Genomic DNA, 18,299 nt, shown 5'->3' with positions numbered 1-18,299 from the left:
TCCCGTCATGCCCGGTCCGAAAGGTCGACGAGCGGAGCGAAGGAACCGCGCCACGCGCGGCGCGAGGACCGCCAGGCACCGGGCCCCACCCGCAGGCGACTCCCCAGGCCTGTGCCGCACCGGCCCCCACCCGCAGACGACGCCCCAGGCCTGTGCCGCACCGGCCCCCACCCGCAGACGACGCCCCAGGCCTGTGCCGCACCGGCCCCCACCCGCAGACGACGCCCCCGGCCTGTGCCGCACCGGGCCCCACCCGCAGGCGACTCCCCAGGCCTGTGCCGCACCGGGCCCCACCCGCAGGCGACTCCCCAGGCCTGTGCCGCNAGGCGACTCCCCAGGCCTGTGCCGCACCGGGCCCCACCCGCAGGCGACTCCCCAGGCCTGTGCCGCACCGGGCCCCACCCGCAGGCGACTCCACAGGCCTTTGCCGCACCGGGCCCCACCCGCAGGCGACACCCCATACCTGTGCCGCACCGGCCCCCACCCGCAGACGACCCCCCAGGCCTTTGCAGCACCGGGCCCCACATTTTACAAAGAGCGATAAACCAGTAGTAAAGGAATAACTTATGGTTAAGGTGCAGTGAAAATAACTACCTTTCAGGTGGAATATTTTGTAGAAATAAAATTAAAAAGCAGATAAAACTATAAAGAACGGAGGGTTTGAACAAGACGGCTTTTATTTCGCAACGATTGCAGATAACAACAAAACGATCGCTCTGAAATTAAAGTCATCGGCAGCGTAAACCACTTTCTTTTAACCCTCACTCCGGTTTAATTAACGTTAGCAACCGCCTGAAAGCAGTGGGCCAGGGGGAAGATATCCCCTCCGTAATTGGCGTGCTATTTGCCTGCTTACTTTTCTACGGTTATGGTACTTCAACCAATTAAAAGCAAAATAATAAGGGCTTCGCCCTGTACCCTGGATTTTGGAAATGCATTCCAATGTCTGAGCATAAACACAGGTATTGAGCTTATCCGGCAGGAATGTGAAGTATTACCGCTCACGCATACAGCCTGCCGAAAGCTCAGTACCTTAAGCCTGGAGGCAAAAATGGAGATGTTGTCAGGAGCCGAGATGGTCGTTCGATCGCTGATCGACCAGGGCGTTAAACATGTTTTCGGCTATCCCGGCGGCGCGGTGCTGGATATCTATGATGCGCTGCAAACCGTGGGTGGCATTGACCATATCCTGGTTCGCCACGAACAGGGCGCGGTGCATATGGCCGACGGCTACGCCCGCTCGACCGGCGAAGTTGGCGTGGTGCTGGTTACCTCCGGCCCCGGCGCAACGAATGCGATAACCGGTATCGCCACCGCCTATATGGACTCGATCCCGATGGTGGTGCTCTCGGGCCAGGTACCTTCCTCCCTGATCGGCTATGACGCCTTCCAGGAGTGCGACATGGTCGGTATCTCCCGCCCGGTGGTCAAACACAGCTTTATGGTTAAGCGCGCCGAAGATATTCCCACGGTGATGAAAAAAGCCTTCTGGCTGGCAGCCAGCGGACGCCCGGGCCCGGTGGTCGTCGACCTGCCAAAAGATATGATGAGTCCGGCCAATAAGCTGCCCTATGCCTGGCCTGACGCCGTTAGCATGCGATCCTACAGTCCGACTACGCAGGGCCATAAGGGGCAGATCAAACGCGCCCTGCAAACGCTGCTGGCCGCTAAGCAACCGGTCATTTATGCCGGTGGTGGCGTAATCAACGCTGAATGTCATGATGAACTCAGGCAAATAGCGGAAACGCTCAACCTGCCGGTTACCGCGTCGCTGATGGGCCTGGGGGCGTTCCCCGGCACCCATCGCCAGAGCCTGGGCATGCTGGGCATGCACGGTACCTATGAAGCGAACATGACTATGCACAACGCTGACGTTATTTTCGCCGTCGGCGTGCGCTTTGACGATCGCACCACCAATAACCTGGCTAAATATTGCCCGAATGCCACCGTGCTGCATATTGATATCGATCCGACGTCAATTTCCAAGACCGTGGCGGCAGATGTGCCGATCGTCGGCGATGCGAAGCAGGTTCTGGCGCAGATCATCGAGCTGTTAAACGCGGGTGACAACAGCCAAAACTTCGACAGCCTGCGCGACTGGTGGCAGAAAATTGACCAGTGGCGTGCCCGCCAGTGTCTTGAGTTTGATCGCAGCAGCCCGGCCATCAAGCCGCAGGCGGTTATCGAAACCATCTGGAAGCTGACACGAGGCGAGGCCTATGTCACCTCTGACGTGGGTCAGCACCAGATGTTTGCCGCGCTCTACTATCCGTTCGACAAACCCCGCCGCTGGATCAACTCCGGTGGTCTGGGCACGATGGGCTTTGGCCTGCCTGCCGCGCTGGGCGTCAAGCTGGCGCTGCCGCAGGAAACGGTTATCTGCGTCACCGGCGATGGCAGTATCCAGATGAATATCCAGGAATTATCCACCGCGCTACAGTACGATCTGCCGGTGCTGGTGCTCAGCCTGAACAACCGCTTCCTGGGAATGGTTAAACAGTGGCAGGACATGGTCTATTCCGGTCGCCACTCACAGTCCTATATGCAATCGCTGCCCGACTTTGTGCGCCTGGCTGAGGCTTATGGCCACGTTGGCATTGGCATTGAGCATCCTGAGGAGCTGGAGTCAAAACTGACCCAGGCGCTGGAGCAGGTCGGGAAAGGTCGCCTGGTCTTTGTGGACGTCAAAATAGATGATACCGAACACGTTTACCCGATGCATATTCGCGGCGGTGGGATGGATGAAATGTGGCTGAGCAAAACGGAGAGGACATAATTATGCGTCGTGTGTTATCGGTACTGCTGGAAAACGAGTCCGGCGCATTATCCCGCGTGGTAGGGCTTTTTTCTCAGCGCGGTTATAACATCGAAAGTCTGACGGTCGCCCCGACGGACGATCCCACGCTGTCGCGCATGACCATTCAAACGGTCGGCGATGAAAAGGTTCTGGAACAGATTGAAAAGCAGCTGCACAAGCTGGTGGATGTACTGCGGGTCAGCGAACTGGGGCAGGGCGCCTTCGTTGAGCGCGAAATCATGCTGGTGAAACTTCAGGCCACTGGCTACGGGCGTGAAGAGGTGAGACGCAGCGCGGAAATCTTTCGTGGGCAGATCGTTGACGTGACGCCCTCGCTTTATACGGTTCAGCTGGCGGGTACCAGCGAGAAGCTGGATGCCTTTCTCAGCGCGGTACGCGACGTAGCGGAAATTGTTGAAGTGGTGCGTTCCGGCGTCGTTGGCGTGGCGCGCGGCGAGCGGATTATGCGTTAATTTTTCTGCGAGCGGAGTGAAAATCGAGCTAACCCGGCGTAACGCCGGGTTTTTTATTTTGTCTGAAAGCGATTGCCTGAGGCTAAAAGCGGTTGCTCGCTGAACTATTCTGCTGTTAGATGTAACAAAGTTATAATCCATAGCTGCGTTGTGGCTATTATCTGCGCCCTGACGGTGCCTGAAGTGTGGAGTTATTGTGAAACTGGATGAAATTGCGCGCCTGGCTGGTGTTTCCCGGACGACGGCCAGCTACGTTATTAACGGTAAAGCGAAGCAGTATCGTGTCAGTGATAAAACCGTTGAGAAGGTTATGGCGGTGGTACGAGAGCATAATTACCACCCGAATGCCGTTGCGGCAGGCCTGCGCGCCGGAAGGACGCGCTCCATTGGGCTGGTGATCCCCGATCTGGAAAATACCAGCTACACCCGCATCGCGAACTATCTTGAACGCCAGGCGCGTCAGCGCGGCTATCAGCTGCTGATTGCCTGTTCTGAGGATCAGCCGGATAACGAAATGCGCTGCGTTGAACATCTGCTTCAACGCCAGGTCGATGCCATTATCGTCTCCACCTCGTTACCGCCCGAGCACCCCTTCTATCAGCGCTGGAAAAACGATCCGCTGCCGATTATTGCGCTGGATCGCGCGCTGGATCGTGAGCATTTCACCAGCGTGGTAGGGGCCGATCAGGATGATGCGGAAATGCTGGCGGCTGAACTGCGCAAGCAGCCGGTAGAGAAGGTGCTTTATCTGGGCGCACTGCCAGAGCTGTCGGTCAGTTTTCTGCGTGAACTGGGCTTTCGTGATGCCTGGGAAGGAGACGCGCGTCAGCCAGACTTTATCTACGCCAACAGTTTTGAACGCAGCGCGGCGGCCGCCCTGTTTGAAAACTGGCTGGAAACGCACCCGATGCCGGATGCGCTGTTCACGACCTCGTTTGGGCTGTTACAGGGTGTGATGGATGTCACCCTCAAGCGTGAAGGTCGCCTGCCGACGGATTTAGTGATCGCAACCTTTGGCGACCACGAGCTGCTGGACTTCCTTGAGTGTCCGGTACTGGCTGTCGCTCAGCGGCACCGGGACGTGGCGGAGCGCGTACTGGAGCTGGTGCTGGCAAGCCTGGATGAACCCCGTAAACCGAAGCCGGGATTAACCCGTATTCGTCGAAATCTTTATCGCCGCGGGCGTTTGAGCCGTAACCTGGTTTAGTATTTGCGTAAAAGGGCAGCGTCGCTGCCCTTTTTTAATCCCACAGCGAACCCGTTCAGATTTAACCAGGTTTTCGCACTCAATACGTAAATAAAATGCGGGTATTCGCCTTTTGGTAGCCTGATGTAAATAAAGGTAAAGAAGAGGCGCTGGCGCTTTTCTCCTAACATGAGATTTTTCACTGGCGATAAATTACGCTTACCTCCCGTCAGGCACGCTGGGGCTGGGAGGACAAATTTTAAGAAATACCTTAAAATGCCGCCTGTGTCGCAAACTGATGGATCCCTTAAGTGGACCTTTCAACAGACATATTTTTGAGCAAATTAAAATGCGGCAGGAAATTTATGACAGTATTCATTGGTTTATTTTTGAATGGTGTAAATATCCGCGATGTTTTAACTCTTACCGCGTTTTTTCCCTCTAATAAATAATCTCAATCGGCGTCTGCTGCGGCTTGACAATGTTTTCCTCCGCTCCGTAAACTCCTTTGGTGGGAATTTGTGGTGTAAAGTGGTGATTAGGGGTAACTGGGGGGTGAGGCTGGCATGTTCCGTGGAGCAACGTTAGTCAATCTCGACAGCAAGGGACGGCTTGCCGTGCCGACGCGCTATCGCGAAACGCTGATCGGGGAATCACAGGGGCAAATGGTTTGTACCATTGACCTTCACCAGCCATGCCTGCTGCTTTATACCCTGCCCGAATGGGAAATTATTGAACGTAAGCTGGCCCGCTTATCGAGTATGAACCCCGCAGAGCGTCGCGTTCAGCGTCTGCTCCTGGGGCATGCCAGCGAATGCCAGATGGATAATGCAGGGCGACTGCTGGTGGCAACGACGCTTCGCCAGCATGCGAACCTGACCAAAGAAGTGATGCTGGTTGGACAGTTCAATAAATTTGAACTGTGGGATGAACAGACCTGGTATCAACAAGTCAGGGAGGATATTGACGCAGAGCAGTCGACTCAGGAACCGCTTTCTGAGCGCCTGCAGGATTTGTCGCTATAGCTATGCAGGAAAATTACAATCATACAACGGTACTGTTGGACGAGGCGGTGAAAGGTCTCAATATCGATCCCAACGGTATCTACATTGATGGCACCTTCGGACGAGGTGGCCATTCACGACTGATTCTCTCTCAACTGGGCGAGCACGGACGTCTCTACGCCATCGATCGCGATCCGCAGGCTATTGCCGCCGCAGCCGCGATTACCGATCCACGTTTTAACATAATTTATGGTCCTTTTTCCGCGCTGGCAGAGTACGCCGAGGCGCGGGGGCTGACCGGTAAAATCAATGGCATTCTGCTGGATTTGGGCGTCTCCTCTCCGCAGCTCGATGATGCCGAACGGGGATTTTCCTTTATGCGTGACGGGCCGCTGGATATGCGCATGGACCCGGATAAAGGGCTTTCTGCTGCCGAGTGGCTGATGAAAGCGGGGGAGAGCGATATTGCTTTTGTCCTGAAAACCTTTGGTGAGGAGCGCTTTGCCAAACGTATTGCCCGCGCCATCGTTGAACGTAATCGCGAGCAGCCGATGACGCGCACGAAAGAGCTGGCCGATGTGATTTACGCCGCCACCCCGGTTAAAGATAAATTCAAGCATCCTGCTACCCGCAGTTTCCAGGCGATCCGCATCTGGGTAAACAGCGAGCTGGAGGAGATCGAACAGGCGCTTAAGGGGGCACTGACCGCGCTGGCCCCAGAGGGCAGGCTTTCTGTTATCAGCTTCCATTCGCTGGAAGATCGCATTGTTAAGCGTTTTATGCGTGAAAACAGCCGCGGTCCCCAGGTACCTGCGGGTCTGCCTGTGACCGAGGAGCAGCTGAGCAAGCTGGGCGGACGCCAGCTGAAGGCGCTGGGCAAAATGATGCCGGGCGAGGCTGAAGTGGCAGAAAATCCCAGAGCCCGCAGTTCGGTACTGCGTATTGCGGAAAGATCGGCTTCATGATCGGCAACGAGCGGCACAGTCTGCCAGGCGTGATTGCTGGCGATCTCCTTCGCCACGGTAAGATCCCGGTGATTCTGGCCGTCGCCGTGGTGGTGTCGGCGATACTGGTGGTGACCACGGCGCATAAAACCCGCCTGCTTACCGCTCAGCGTGAGCAACTGGTACTGGAGCGCGACGCGTTAGATATCGAATGGCGTAACCTGATCCTGGAAGAGAATGCTCTCGGCGATCACAGCCGGGTAGAAAGAACGGCAACGGAAAAGCTGCAAATGCAGCATGTTGACCCATCGCAGGAAAACATTGTGGTACAGCCATAAGGGACTGAATGAAACCGGCAACCAAGACGCTGAAGTTAAAACGCCCGCACGATCAGGCCAGCTTTGTAAGCTGGCGTTTTGTGTTGCTGTGCGGCTGTATTCTTCTCGCACTGCTGGGTTTGATCGCGCGGATGGCCTGGCTACAGGTCATTAACCCCGATCGGCTGGGGCGCGAAGGCGATATGCGTTCGCTGCGCGTACAGGCGGTGCCTACCGCGCGCGGCATGATTACCGACCGCGCCGGTCGTCCTCTGGCCGTCAGCGTGCCGGTTAATGCCATATGGGCCGATCCAAAAGTCCTTAACGAGAAGGGCGGCATCACGACTGATAGCCGCTGGAAGGCGCTCTCCGAGGCGCTGTCCATCCCCCTTGACCAGCTCTCCGCTCGCGTTAACGTTAATCCTAAAGGGCGCTTTGTTTACCTTGCCCGCCAGGTGAATCCCGCCATCGGCGACTACATCAAAAAACTTAAGCTGCCCGGCATCTTCCTCCGTGAAGAGTCGCGCCGCTACTACCCGGCAGGGCAGGTGACCTCGCATCTGATCGGTTTCACCAATATTGACGGTCAGGGCATTGAAGGCGTTGAAAAAAGTTTTGATAAGTGGCTGACCGGTCAGCCGGGCGAGCGCACCGTGCGCAAAGATCGCTATGGTCGGGTGATTGAAGATATCTCCTCCGTCGACAGCCGTGCCGCGCATAATCTGGCGCTGAGCATCGATGAGCGGCTACAGGCGCTGGTTTATCGCGAGTTAAACAATGCCGTGGCGTTCAACAAGGCGGAGTCAGGAACGGCGGTGCTGGTGGATGTGAGCACCGGCGAAGTGCTGGCGATGGCCAACAGTCCCGCCTATAACCCGAATAATCTGACCGGCGTAACCAAAGACGTGATGCGCAACCGCGCCATTACCGATATTTTCGAGCCGGGGTCAACGGTCAAGCCCATGGTGGTCATGACGGCACTGCAGCGCGGCGTGGTGAAAGAGAACTCCGTCCTCAATACCGTTCCCTATCGCGTAAACGGTCACGAAATTAAAGATGTGGCGCGCTATAACGAGCTGACCCTGACCGGGGTTTTACAGAAATCGAGTAACGTTGGCGTATCAAAGCTGGCGTTAGCGATGCCATCCTCAGCGCTGGTAGATACTTACGCGCGCTTTGGACTGGGAAAGGCGACCAATTTGGGGTTGGTCGGAGAAAGCAGTGGCTTATATCCTCAAAAACAACGGTGGTCTGACATAGAGAGGGCCACCTTCTCTTTCGGCTACGGGCTAATGGTAACGCCGTTACAGTTAGCGCGAGTCTATGCAACGATCGGCAGCTACGGCGTTTATCGCCCGCTGTCGATCACCAAAGTTGACCCGCCGGTAGGCGGGCAGCGTATCTTCCCTGAACCGCTGGTGCGCACCGTGATGCATATGATGGAAAGCGTTGCGCTGCCCGGCGGAGGCGGCGTTAAGGCGGCGATCAGAGGCTACCGAATTGCCATCAAGACCGGTACGGCTAAAAAGGTCGGGCCGGATGGGAAGTACGTTAACAAATATATCGCCTATACCGCTGGCGTCGCGCCAGCCAGTCATCCTCGTTTTGCCCTGGTCGTGTTGATTAACGACCCGCAGGCCGGGAAATACTATGGTGGTGCCATTTCTGCACCCGTCTTTGGCGCGATCATGGGCGGCGTACTGCGTACCATGAATATCGAGCCCGATGCGCTTCCTTCAGCGGTTCCAGCGGAAAAAAACGAGATGGTAGATAACAGAAGTGAGGGATCGAGTGACCGATCGTAATCTGTCCGACCTGCTGGCTCCCTGGGTGCCTGGTGCACCTTCGCTGCCGCTACATGAAATGATTCTGGACAGCCGCATGGCGGCGTCCGGCGACCTGTTTGTGGCCATTAAGGGTCACGAGGTGGATGGCCGCCGTTTTATCCCGCAGGCCATCGCGCAGGGGGTGGCGGCCGTCATTGCTGACGCCGACGGCGAAGCGGAAGATGGGCACATCACCGTAATGCACGGCGTACCGGTTATTTACCTGGCGCAGCTTTCGCAGCGGCTCTCTGCCCTGGCGGGCCGTTTTTATCAGCAGCCGGGCGAGAAGCTTAAGCTGACAGGCATAACCGGCACCAATGGGAAAACCACCACCACGCAGCTGCTGGCGCAGTGGGCGAACCTGCTGGGCGAAACTGGTGCCGTAATGGGCACCGTGGGTAATGGCCTTTATGGTCAGCTTGCGCCAACGGAAAACACCACTGGCTCAGCGGTTGACGTGCAGCAAACGCTGCACACGCTGGTTGAGAAAGGCGCGACGTTTGCCGCAATGGAAATTTCGTCACACGGACTGGTGCAGCATCGCGTGGCGGCGCTGCCATTTGCCGCCGCTGCCTTTACCAATCTGAGCCGTGACCATCTGGACTATCACGGTGACATGACCCGCTACGAAGCGGCCAAATGGCTGCTCTTTTCCGAACATCTGGTGGGTCAGACGATTGTTAACGCCGACGATGAGGTAGGGCGCCGCTGGCTGGCGAAGCTGCCGGATGCCGTCGCGGTTACCATGGATAACAATTTGCAGCCGGGATGCCGGGGCCGCTGGCTCAGCGCAACCCGCGTGGACTACCACGATAACGGTGCCCGCGTCAGCTTCGACTCAAGCTGGGGGCCCGGCGAAATTGAAAGCCGCCTGATGGGCGCGTTCAACGTCAGTAACCTGCTGATTGCCCTGGCTACGCTGCTGGCGCTGGGCTATCCGCTGGCCGAGCTGGTTGCCACGGGCCACCAGCTGCAACCGGTGGCGGGGCGTATGGAAGTCTTTACCGCGCCGGACAAACCCACGGTGGTGGTTGATTATGCTCATACCCCTGATGCGCTGGAAAAAGCGCTCCAGGCCGCGCGGCTCCACTGCAAGGGACAGCTCTGGTGCGTGTTTGGCTGCGGCGGCNAACGCCGTCATGCAGGCGAAAGCGGGCGATATCGTGCTGGTTGCCGGTAAAGGCCATGAAGATTATCAGATTGTCGGCAACCGTCGGCTGGACTACTCCGACCGTACCACCGTCGCGCGTCTGCTGGGGGTGATGGCATGATCCCTCTCTCTCTTCAGACGCTGGCAGAAGTCACCAACGGAACGCTGGTGGGCGGCGATCTTACCTTTTCTGAGGCCGTCACCGACACGCGGAAAGTGAGCGCGGGCTGCCTGTTTATTGCCCTGCGGGGCGAGCGCTTTGATGCTCATGACTTCGTCGGTGAAGCGATTTCTGCCGGTTCGGCAGCTCTGTTGGTGAGTAAGCACTTACCAGTAGCGGTTCCCCAGGTGGTGGTAGACGATACGCGTATCGCACTCGGCCTGCTGGCCGGATGGGTTCGCCAGCAGGCGACGGCGCGCATTGTTGCGCTCACCGGCTCCTCGGGCAAAACCTCGGTCAAAGAGATGACCGCCGCCATTCTCCGCCAGTGCGGTGAAACGCTCTATACCGCGGGCAATCTGAACAACGATATCGGTGTCCCCCTTACGCTGCTGCGCCTGACCGAACAGCATCACTATGCGGTTATCGAGCTGGGCGCAAACCATCAGGGTGAAATTGCCTGGACTACCGGCATCGTTCGTCCCGAAAGCGCGCTGGTGAATAACCTGGCCGCCGCCCATCTTGAGGGATTTGGATCGCTTGCGGGTGTGGCAAAAGCCAAAGGCGAAATCTTCCAGGGGCTGGCGGCCGGGGGCACGGCCATTCTTAATGCCGACAGCAACGACTGGCCTCACTGGCAGACGGCACTGGACGGTAAAACCGTCTGGCGTTTCTCGGTCGACGCACAGGCGGAGAGCGATTTTACTGCCTCGGACGTCACGGTTTCTTCCACCGGTACGCGCTTTGTGATGTCCACGCCCGCCGGCGACGTAACCGTCGAACTGCCCCTGCCTGGCCGTCACAATATTGCTAACGCGCTGGCCGCTGCGGCGCTGGCGCTCTCCGTCGGTGCGCCACTCAGCGCCGTCAGTCAGGGTTTATCAACGCTTAAGGCGGTGCCGGGCCGACTTTTCCCACTGCTGCTGAGCGAGGGTAAGCTGGTGCTGGATGACAGCTATAACGCTAACGTCGGCTCAATGACCGCCGCTGCGCAGGTCCTGGCCGAAATGCCGGGCTATCGCGTGATGGTGGTCGGCGACATGGCGGAAATGGGTGATGAGGCCGAGGCGCGTCATCGGGAGGTGGGGCAGGCCGCCCGCCAGGCGGGCATTGATAAAGTGCTCAGCGTGGGCACCTTAAGCAAACTGATTAGCGACGCCAGCGAAAGCGGCGAACATTTTACCGATAAGAGTGCCGCCACGACACGCCTGCGGGCGCTGCTGTTGGAGCATCCTCATATCACCATCTTAGTTAAAGGTTCACGTAGTGCCGCCATGGAGCAGGTAGTGCAGAGCTTACAGGAGAAAGGAACATGCTAGTCTGGCTGGCCGAACATCTGGTCACTTTTTATTCTGGCTTTAACGTCTTCTCGTATCTGACGTTTCGCGCCATTGTCAGCCTGCTGACGGCTCTGTTTATCTCTCTGTGGATGGGGCCGCGTATGATTGCGCGCCTGCAGGAAATGTCATTTGGTCAGGTCGTACGTAATGACGGGCCTGAATCGCACTTTAGCAAGCGTGGTACGCCGACCATGGGCGGCATCATGATCCTGTTCTCGATTACCGTTTCGGTACTGATGTGGGCTTATCCATCCAACCCTTACGTCTGGTGCGTCCTGTTCGTGCTGGTGGGCTATGGGATCGTCGGCTTTATTGATGACTACCGCAAAGTAGTGCGCAAAGATACCAAAGGGCTGATTGCCCGCTGGAAATATTTTTGGCAGTCGGTCATTGCGCTGGCGGTAGCCTTTGTCATGTACGCCGTTGGCAAGGATACGCCCGCGACCGAGCTGGTGGTGCCTTTCTTCAAGGACATCATGCCGCAGCTTGGGCTGCTCTACATTCTGCTGAGCTACTTCGTTATCGTCGGCACCAGCAATGCGGTGAACCTGACCGATGGTCTGGACGGGCTGGCGATTATGCCGACGGTCTTTGTCGCGGCGGGCTTTGCGCTGGTGGCCTGGGCGACCGGCAACATGAACTTCGCTAACTACCTGCATATCCCGTATCTGCGCCATGCCGGTGAGCTGGTGATTGTCTGCACCGCCATTGTCGGGGCAGGGCTGGGCTTCCTGTGGTTTAACACCTATCCGGCCCAGGTCTTTATGGGCGATGTGGGATCGCTGGCACTGGGCGGCGCGCTGGGCACCATTGCCGTGCTGCTGCGCCAGGAGTTCCTGCTGCTAATTATGGGCGGTGTCTTTGTAGTGGAAACGCTGTCGGTGATTTTGCAGGTAGGCTCGTTCAAACTGCGTGGGCAGCGCATCTTCCGTATGGCGCCGATCCATCACCATTACGAACTGAAAGGCTGGCCGGAACCGCGCGTGATCGTGCGCTTCTGGATTATTTCGCTGATGCTGGTGCTGATTGGCCTGGCAACGCTGAAGGTACGCTAAAAAATGGCAGACTATCTGGGTAAGAAAGTAGTCATTATCGGGCTGGGCCTCACCGGCCAGTCCTGTGTTGATTTCTTTTTAGCGCGTGGCGTAACGCCGCGCGTGATGGATACCCGTGTCGCGCCGGCCGGCCTGAACAAGCTGCCGGAAACGGTGGCGTGCTGGCTGGGTTCGCTTAACGACGAGTGGCTGCTTGATGCCGATTTGATCGTTGCCAGCCCGGGAATGCCGCTTGCGCACCCGTCTCTGGTCGCGGCAGCGGACGCCGGTGTGGAGATCGTTGGCGATATTGAACTGTTCTGCCGGGAAGCGCAGGCGCCGATTGTGGCGATTACCGGCTCCAATGGCAAAAGCACCGTCACCTCGCTGGTCGGGGAAATGGCGCAGGCCGCGGGCTGGCAGGTCGGCGTAGGCGGCAATATCGGCCTGCCTGCGCTGATGCTGCTTAATCAGCCTGCACAGCTTTACGTGCTTGAGCTGTCGAGCTTTCAGCTTGAAACCACCCACAGCCTGAAGGCCGCCGCCGCGACCGTGCTTAACGTGACGGAAGATCATATGGATCGCTATCCGTTCGGCCTTCAGCAGTATCGTGCGGCTAAGCTGCGCGTTTACGAGCAGGCCAGCGTCTGCGTGGTTAACGCAGACGATGCGATGACCATGCCGGTACGCGGTGCCGATAAGCGCTGCATCAGTTTTGGCGCAGACGTGGGCGATTATCACCTTAACCGTCAGCAGGGGAGCATCTGGCTGCGGGTTAAGGGGGAGAAAGTGCTCAACACCGATGAAATGTTGCTTACCGGGCAGCATAACTATACCAATGCGCTGGCAGCACTGGCGCTGGCCGATGCGGTTGGCCTGCCGCGCGCCACCAGCCTGAAGGCGTTAACCACCTTTGGCGGGCTGGCGCACCGGTTTCAGCTGGCCCACAGGCATAACGGCGTGAGCTGGATTAACGACTCGAAAGCGACCAACGTTGGCAGTACCGAGGCCGCGTTAAACGGACTCAAGCTCGCGGGTACGCTCTGGCTGCTGCTGGGCGGGGATGGCAAGGCCGCCGATTTCAGCCCGCTGACGCGCTACCTGACCGATAACGTCCGCATCTGCTGCTTTGGCCGCGATCGCGCTGCCCTGGCTGCCCTGCGCCCTGAGAGCGCCATGCAGACGGAAACCCTGGCTGAGGCGATGGGATATATCGCCGGACAGGTGAAGCCGGGGGATATCGTTCTGCTGTCGCCCGCCTGCGCCAGCCTCGACCAGTTTAAAAACTTTGAGCAGCGCGGTGATGCGTTTACGCAACTGGCTAAGGAGCTTGGCTGATGAATATTCGCGGCTTTGGCCTTGCCACATTCTTTTCTAATCGCCTGAAAGAGTGGGTGATGGGCGCGCGCGAAAGCGACGCCAGCTCGATGGTCCTTTACGATCGTACGCTGCTGTGGCTGACCATTGGTATGGCGATCGTTGGCTTTGTTATGGTGACCTCGGCGTCTATGCCGGTGGGGCAGCGTCTCTCAGACGATCCCTTCTTCTTCGCCAAGCGCGACGCTTTCTATCTGGCGCTGGCGTTTGGTATGGCGCTGGTCACGCTGCGGGTGCCGATGGATTTCTGGCAGCGCTACAGCAACATCATGCTGCTGGTGACGGTGGTGATGCTGCTGGTTGTGCTGGTAGTGGGCAGTTCGGTAAACGGTGCCTCGCGCTGGATCGCGCTGGGACCGCTGCGTATACAGCCCGCAGAGCTGTCCAAACTGTCACTGTTTTGCTACCTGGCCAGCTATCTGGTGCGCAAGGTCGATGAGGTTCGCAATAACTTCTGGGGCTTCTGTAAGCCGATGGGCGTGATGGTGGTGCTGGCGGTCTTACTGCTGGCCCAGCCGGACCTCGGTACGGTAGTGGTACTGTTCGTTACCACCCTGGCGATGCTGTTTCTGGCCGGGGCGAAAATGTGGCAATTTCTGGCAATTATCGGCTCGGGCGTCTTTGCCGTTTGCCTGCTGATTATTGCTGAACCCTATCGTATGCGCCGCGTGACCTCCTTCTGGAATCCGTGGGAAGATCCGTTCGGCAGCGGCTATCAGCTGACCCAGTCGCTGATGGCGTTCGGCCGCGGTGAATTCTGGGGGCAGGGCCTGGGCAACTCGGTGCAAAAACTGGAGTATTTGCCGGAAGCGCATACCGATTTTATCTTCTCGATTATCGGGGAAGAGCTGGGTTATATCGGTGTGGTTTTGGCCCTGTTAATGGTATTCTTCGTCGCTTTTCGCGCGATGTCGATTGGACGCCGTGCGCTGGAGCTGGATCAGCGTTTTTCCGGCTTCCTCGGCTGTTCGATTGGCGTCTGGTTTAGCTTCCAGGCGCTGGTTAACGTCGGAGCCGCCGCGGGCATGTTACCGACCAAAGGGCTAACGCTGCCGCTGATCAGCTACGGGGGGTCAAGTTTGATTATTATGTCGACCGCCATCGTATTTTTGTTACGTATTGATTATGAAACACGTCTGGCCAGAGCCCAGGCGTTTACGCGAGGTAGTCGATGAAAGGGAAGCGACTGATGGTGATGGCTGGCGGAACCGGTGGGCACGTTTTCCCCGGGCTGGCGGTTGCGCATCATCTGATGGCTCAGGGCTGGCAGGTTCGCTGGCTGGGCACCGCCGACCGTATGGAGGCCGATTTAGTGCCGAAGCACGGGATTGAAATCGACTTTATCCGCATCAGCGGCCTGCGGGGCAAGGGCCTGAAGGCTCAGCTTAGTGCGCCGCTGCGTATCTTTACCGCCGTGCGCCAGGCCAGGGCCATCATGAAGGCTTACCGCCCGGATGTGGTGCTGGGGATGGGCGGCTATGTTTCCGGGCCGGGTGGCCTGGCGGCATGGAGCTGCGGCATTCCGGTCGTGCTGCATGAACAAAACGGCATTGCCGGGCTGACCAACAAATGGCTGGCGAAAATCGCGAAGAAGGTGATGCAGGCGTTCCCCGGCGCATTCCCACACGCGGATGTGGTCGGTAACCCGGTCAGAACCGACGTGCTGGCGCTGCCTCTGCCCGAAGCGCGTCTGGCTAACCGCACCGGTCCGATTCGCGTGCTGGTGATTGGCGGCAGTCAGGGCGCGCGGGTGCTGAATCAGACCATGCCGCAGGTGGCGGCGAAGGCTGGCGATACTATCACGCTGTGGCATCAGGTCGGGAAAGGGGCGCTGGAGAGCGTGAATCAGGCTTATCAGCAGGTCAATCAGACGCAGCACCGGGTGACTGAGTTTATTGATGATATGGCTGAAGCCTATGCCTGGGCTGACGTGGTGGTGTGCCGTTCCGGGGCGCTGACGGTCAGTGAAGTGGCCGCAGCAGGTCTGCCGGCTATCTTTGTTCCCTTTCAGCATAAAGATCGTCAGCAGTACTGGAACGCGCTGCCGCTTGAGCGGGCGGGCGCGGCAAAAATTTATGAGCAGCCGCAGTTTACTGCGGATGCGGTAGCGGAAACGCTGGGTCAGTGGGATCGCCCTGAGCTTTTAAAAATGGCGATAAACGCGCGCAGCGTGGCAATCCCGGATGCGACCGAACGCGTTGCGGCAGAAGTCAGCGCCGCAGCGTTATAAAACACGATTTTCAGGGGCAGGACGACTCGGCCCGCAACATAAGGTGCGGTGACGTACCGACAGGCAAAAGAGATGAATATACAACAACTGGCAAAACTGCGTTCTATCGTGCCCGAGATGCGTCGCGTCCGGCACATCCACTTTGTTGGCATCGGCGGTGCTGGCATGGGCGGTATTGCCGAAGTGTTGGCCAATGAAGGTTATGAAATCAGCGGCTCGGACCTGGCGCCGAACGCAGTAACCCAGCATCTGAGCACGCTGGGCGCGACTATTTATTTTAACCATCGCCCGGAAAACGTCAGCGATGCCAGCGTGGTGGTGGTCTCTACCGCCGTATCGCAGGATAACCCGGAGCTGGTTGCCGCGCGCGAAGCGCGCATCCCGGTGATCCGCCGCGCGGAGATGCTGGCTGAACTGATGCGCTTCCGCCACGGGATTGCCGTTGCAGGCACCCACGGTAAAACCACCACCACGGCGATGGTGTCCAGCATTTATGCGGAAGGCGGACTGGATCCTACTTTCGTTAACGGTGGCCTGGTGAAAGCGGCAGGCACCCATGCGCGACTGGGCAGCAGCCGCTACCTGATTGCGGAGGCGGATGAGAGCGATGCGTCATTCCTCCACCTTCAGCCGATGGTGGCGATTGTGACCAATATCGAAGCCGACCATATGGATACTTACCAGGGCGACTTTGAAAACCTGAAGCAGACGTTTATTAACTTTCTGCACAACCTGCCGTTCTACGGCCGTGCGGTACTCTGCGTGGACGATCCGGTGATTCGCGAGCTGATCCCGCGCGTGGGCCGCCAGATAACCACCTACGGCTTCAGTGAAGATGCCGACGTGCGCATCGCCAGCTACGAGCAGCACGGGGCACAGGGGCATTTCACCCTGGCCCGGCTGGATAAGCCGCTGATGCGGGTGACGCTTAACGCGCCTGGCCGGCATAACGCACTCAACGCCGCTGCGGCGGTGGCCGTAGCCACGGAAGAGGGTATTGAGGACGAAGAGATCCTCAGCGCCCTGGAGAGTTTCCAGGGAACCGGTCGCCGTTTCGACTCGCTGGGGGAATTCCCCATTATTGCCGCAGACGGTACAGCAGGCACGGCGATGCTGGTGGATGACTACGGTCATCATCCGACGGAGGTTGATGCGACCATTAAAGCCGCCCGTGCGGGCTGGCCGGATAAGCAGCTGGTGATGATTTTCCAGCCGCATCGCTATACGCGCACCCGCGATCTGTACGACGATTTTGCTAACGTGCTGTCGCAGGTTGACGTGCTGTTGATGCTCGACGTCTATTCCGCGGGCGAGACGGCCATTCCGGGCGCTGACAGCCGCTCGCTGTGCCGGACCATTCGCGGTCGCGGCAAGGTTGATCCTATTCTGATCGCGGACCATGACGCAGTGCTGGAAATGCTGGCACCTAAACTCTCCGGCAACGATCTGATTCTGGTTCAGGGTGCCGGGAACGTCGGGCGCATTGCGCGTCATCTGGCCGATCAAAAGTTACAACTACAGAATAAAGAAGGTGATCATCATGGCTGAGAAAGTCGCCGTATTACTGGGTGGCACGTCGGCAGAGCGTGAAGTGTCGTTGATGTCCGGTCGCGCCGTTCTGGACGGGCTGAAAGAGGCCGGTATAGATGCCCATGCCGTTGATATCCGTGACTTCCCGGTGATGCGCCTGAAAGAAGAGGGCTTCGACAAAGCCTTTATCGCCCTGCACGGTCGCGGCGGTGAAGACGGCACGCTGCAGGGCGTACTGGAATTTCTCTCTATTCCCTACACCGGCAGCAGCGTAATGGCGTCAGCCATTACCATGGATAAGCTGAGAACCAAATTTCTCTGGCAGGGTTGCGGCCTGCCCATCGCCCCTTACGTGGCGATTACCCGTCGGGAGCAAGAAGCTGGCCTGACGCCGGAAACGGAAGCGCGCATCGCGGCGCTGGGCCTGCCGGTTTTCGTCAAACCCAGCTGTGAAGGGTCGAGCGTCGGCATCAGCCGGGTGAACGACGTGGGGGCGCTACAGGCTGCGCTGGATGAGGCTTTCCGTCACGATGATGATGTGCTGGTCGAGGCCTTTCTGAGCGGCCCGGAGTATACCGTGGCGGTCATCGGCGACGAGATCCTGCCATCGATCCGCATTCAGGTCAGGTCGGAATTCTACGACTATGAAGCGAAATACTTCTCTGACGAAACGGAATATTTCTGCCCAAGCGGGCTGTCGGCCATACAGGAAGCGGAGCTGAGCGAGATCGTGATCAAAGCCTGGCGCGCACTGGGCTGCAGCGGCTGGGGACGCGTGGACGTGATGATGGGCGGTGACGGTCGTTTTTATCTGCTGGAGGTCAACACCTCACCGGGTATGACCGGGCACAGCCTGGTTCCGATGGCGGCGAAGCAGGCTGGGATGAGCTTCTCTCAGCTGGTCGCCCGTATTCTGGAGCTTGCCGACTGA

At 58.2% G+C, this 18,299-nt stretch carries 14 protein-coding genes and 1 pseudogene; all 15 read left to right on the top strand.

Annotation, left to right across the window (positions count from 1 at the left end; translation table 11 throughout):
• Window positions 1-1,051: 1,051 nt before the first annotated feature.
• A complete protein-coding gene (gene ilvI, locus A1830_RS13525) occupies window positions 1,052-2,776 on the top strand; it encodes an acetolactate synthase 3 large subunit (RefSeq protein ID WP_067706838.1) in 1,725 nt (574 codons plus the stop codon).
• Window positions 2,777-2,778: 2 nt separating this feature from the next.
• Window positions 2,779-3,270: an acetolactate synthase small subunit gene (gene ilvN / locus A1830_RS13520; RefSeq protein WP_067706835.1), complete on the top strand. Its 492-nt coding sequence runs from the start codon at window positions 2,779-2,781 to the stop codon at window positions 3,268-3,270.
• Window positions 3,271-3,466: 196 nt separating this feature from the next.
• Window positions 3,467-4,477, top strand: coding sequence for a catabolite repressor/activator (gene cra / locus A1830_RS13515; RefSeq protein ID WP_067706831.1), 1,011 nt, complete (start codon window positions 3,467-3,469; stop codon window positions 4,475-4,477).
• Between the two features lie 545 nt (window positions 4,478-5,022).
• Window positions 5,023-5,481, top strand: a complete 459-nt coding sequence (gene mraZ / locus A1830_RS13510; protein ID WP_067706826.1) for a division/cell wall cluster transcriptional repressor MraZ — start codon at window positions 5,023-5,025, stop codon at window positions 5,479-5,481.
• A 2-nt stretch (window positions 5,482-5,483) separates the two neighbouring features.
• Complete coding sequence (rsmH, locus tag A1830_RS13505) at window positions 5,484-6,425, top strand: 16S rRNA (cytosine(1402)-N(4))-methyltransferase RsmH (RefSeq protein WP_067706822.1); 942 nt, start codon at window positions 5,484-5,486, stop codon at window positions 6,423-6,425.
• The gene (ftsL, locus tag A1830_RS13500; protein ID WP_067706819.1) at window positions 6,422-6,742 is read left to right on the top strand and encodes a cell division protein FtsL; all 321 of its coding nucleotides are present in this window, start codon (window positions 6,422-6,424) and stop codon (window positions 6,740-6,742) included. The genes rsmH and ftsL overlap by 4 nt, the downstream gene beginning before the upstream one ends.
• A gap of 8 nt (window positions 6,743-6,750) precedes the next feature.
• Entirely contained in the window at window positions 6,751-8,526 is a 1,776-nt protein-coding gene (locus tag A1830_RS13495; RefSeq protein WP_067706816.1) for a peptidoglycan glycosyltransferase FtsI, read from the top strand.
• A pseudogene (murE, locus tag A1830_RS13490) lies at window positions 8,513-9,818 on the top strand (UDP-N-acetylmuramoyl-L-alanyl-D-glutamate--2,6-diaminopimelate ligase). The gene A1830_RS13495 and the pseudogene murE overlap by 14 nt, the downstream one beginning before the upstream one ends.
• Window positions 9,815-11,176 carry a UDP-N-acetylmuramoyl-tripeptide--D-alanyl-D-alanine ligase gene (murF, locus tag A1830_RS13485; protein ID WP_067706811.1) on the top strand — a complete coding sequence of 454 codons (1,362 nt, stop codon included), beginning with the start codon at window positions 9,815-9,817 and terminating at the stop codon, window positions 11,174-11,176. The pseudogene murE and the gene murF overlap by 4 nt, the downstream one beginning before the upstream one ends.
• Window positions 11,170-12,252 (top strand): phospho-N-acetylmuramoyl-pentapeptide-transferase, encoded by a 1,083-nt coding sequence (gene mraY, locus A1830_RS13480; RefSeq protein WP_067706809.1) that lies wholly within the window; start codon window positions 11,170-11,172, stop codon window positions 12,250-12,252. Before murF ends, mraY begins: the two co-directional genes overlap by 7 nt.
• Before the next feature lie 3 nt (window positions 12,253-12,255).
• Window positions 12,256-13,569, top strand: a complete 1,314-nt coding sequence (murD, locus tag A1830_RS13475; protein ID WP_067706807.1) for a UDP-N-acetylmuramoyl-L-alanine--D-glutamate ligase — start codon at window positions 12,256-12,258, stop codon at window positions 13,567-13,569.
• Window positions 13,569-14,783, top strand: a complete 1,215-nt coding sequence (gene ftsW / locus A1830_RS13470) for a cell division protein FtsW (RefSeq protein WP_067706803.1) — start codon at window positions 13,569-13,571, stop codon at window positions 14,781-14,783. Before murD ends, ftsW begins: the two co-directional genes overlap by 1 nt.
• Window positions 14,780-15,838, top strand: coding sequence for an undecaprenyldiphospho-muramoylpentapeptide beta-N-acetylglucosaminyltransferase (gene murG / locus A1830_RS13465; RefSeq protein ID WP_067706800.1), 1,059 nt, complete (start codon window positions 14,780-14,782; stop codon window positions 15,836-15,838). The genes ftsW and murG overlap by 4 nt, the downstream gene beginning before the upstream one ends.
• 72 nt (window positions 15,839-15,910) lie before the next feature.
• The gene (gene murC / locus A1830_RS13460) at window positions 15,911-17,386 is read left to right on the top strand and encodes a UDP-N-acetylmuramate--L-alanine ligase (RefSeq protein WP_067706797.1); all 1,476 of its coding nucleotides are present in this window, start codon (window positions 15,911-15,913) and stop codon (window positions 17,384-17,386) included.
• Window positions 17,379-18,299, top strand: coding sequence for a D-alanine--D-alanine ligase (locus A1830_RS13455; RefSeq protein ID WP_067706794.1), 921 nt, complete (start codon window positions 17,379-17,381; stop codon window positions 18,297-18,299). Before murC ends, A1830_RS13455 begins: the two co-directional genes overlap by 8 nt.

The sequence above is a fragment of the Erwinia sp. ErVv1 genome (assembly GCF_900068895.1).
GTDB lineage: Bacteria > Pseudomonadota > Gammaproteobacteria > Enterobacterales > Enterobacteriaceae > Erwinia.
Note: the sequence above shows the minus strand (reverse complement) of the source record. Positions and strands in the feature narration are given on the sequence as shown.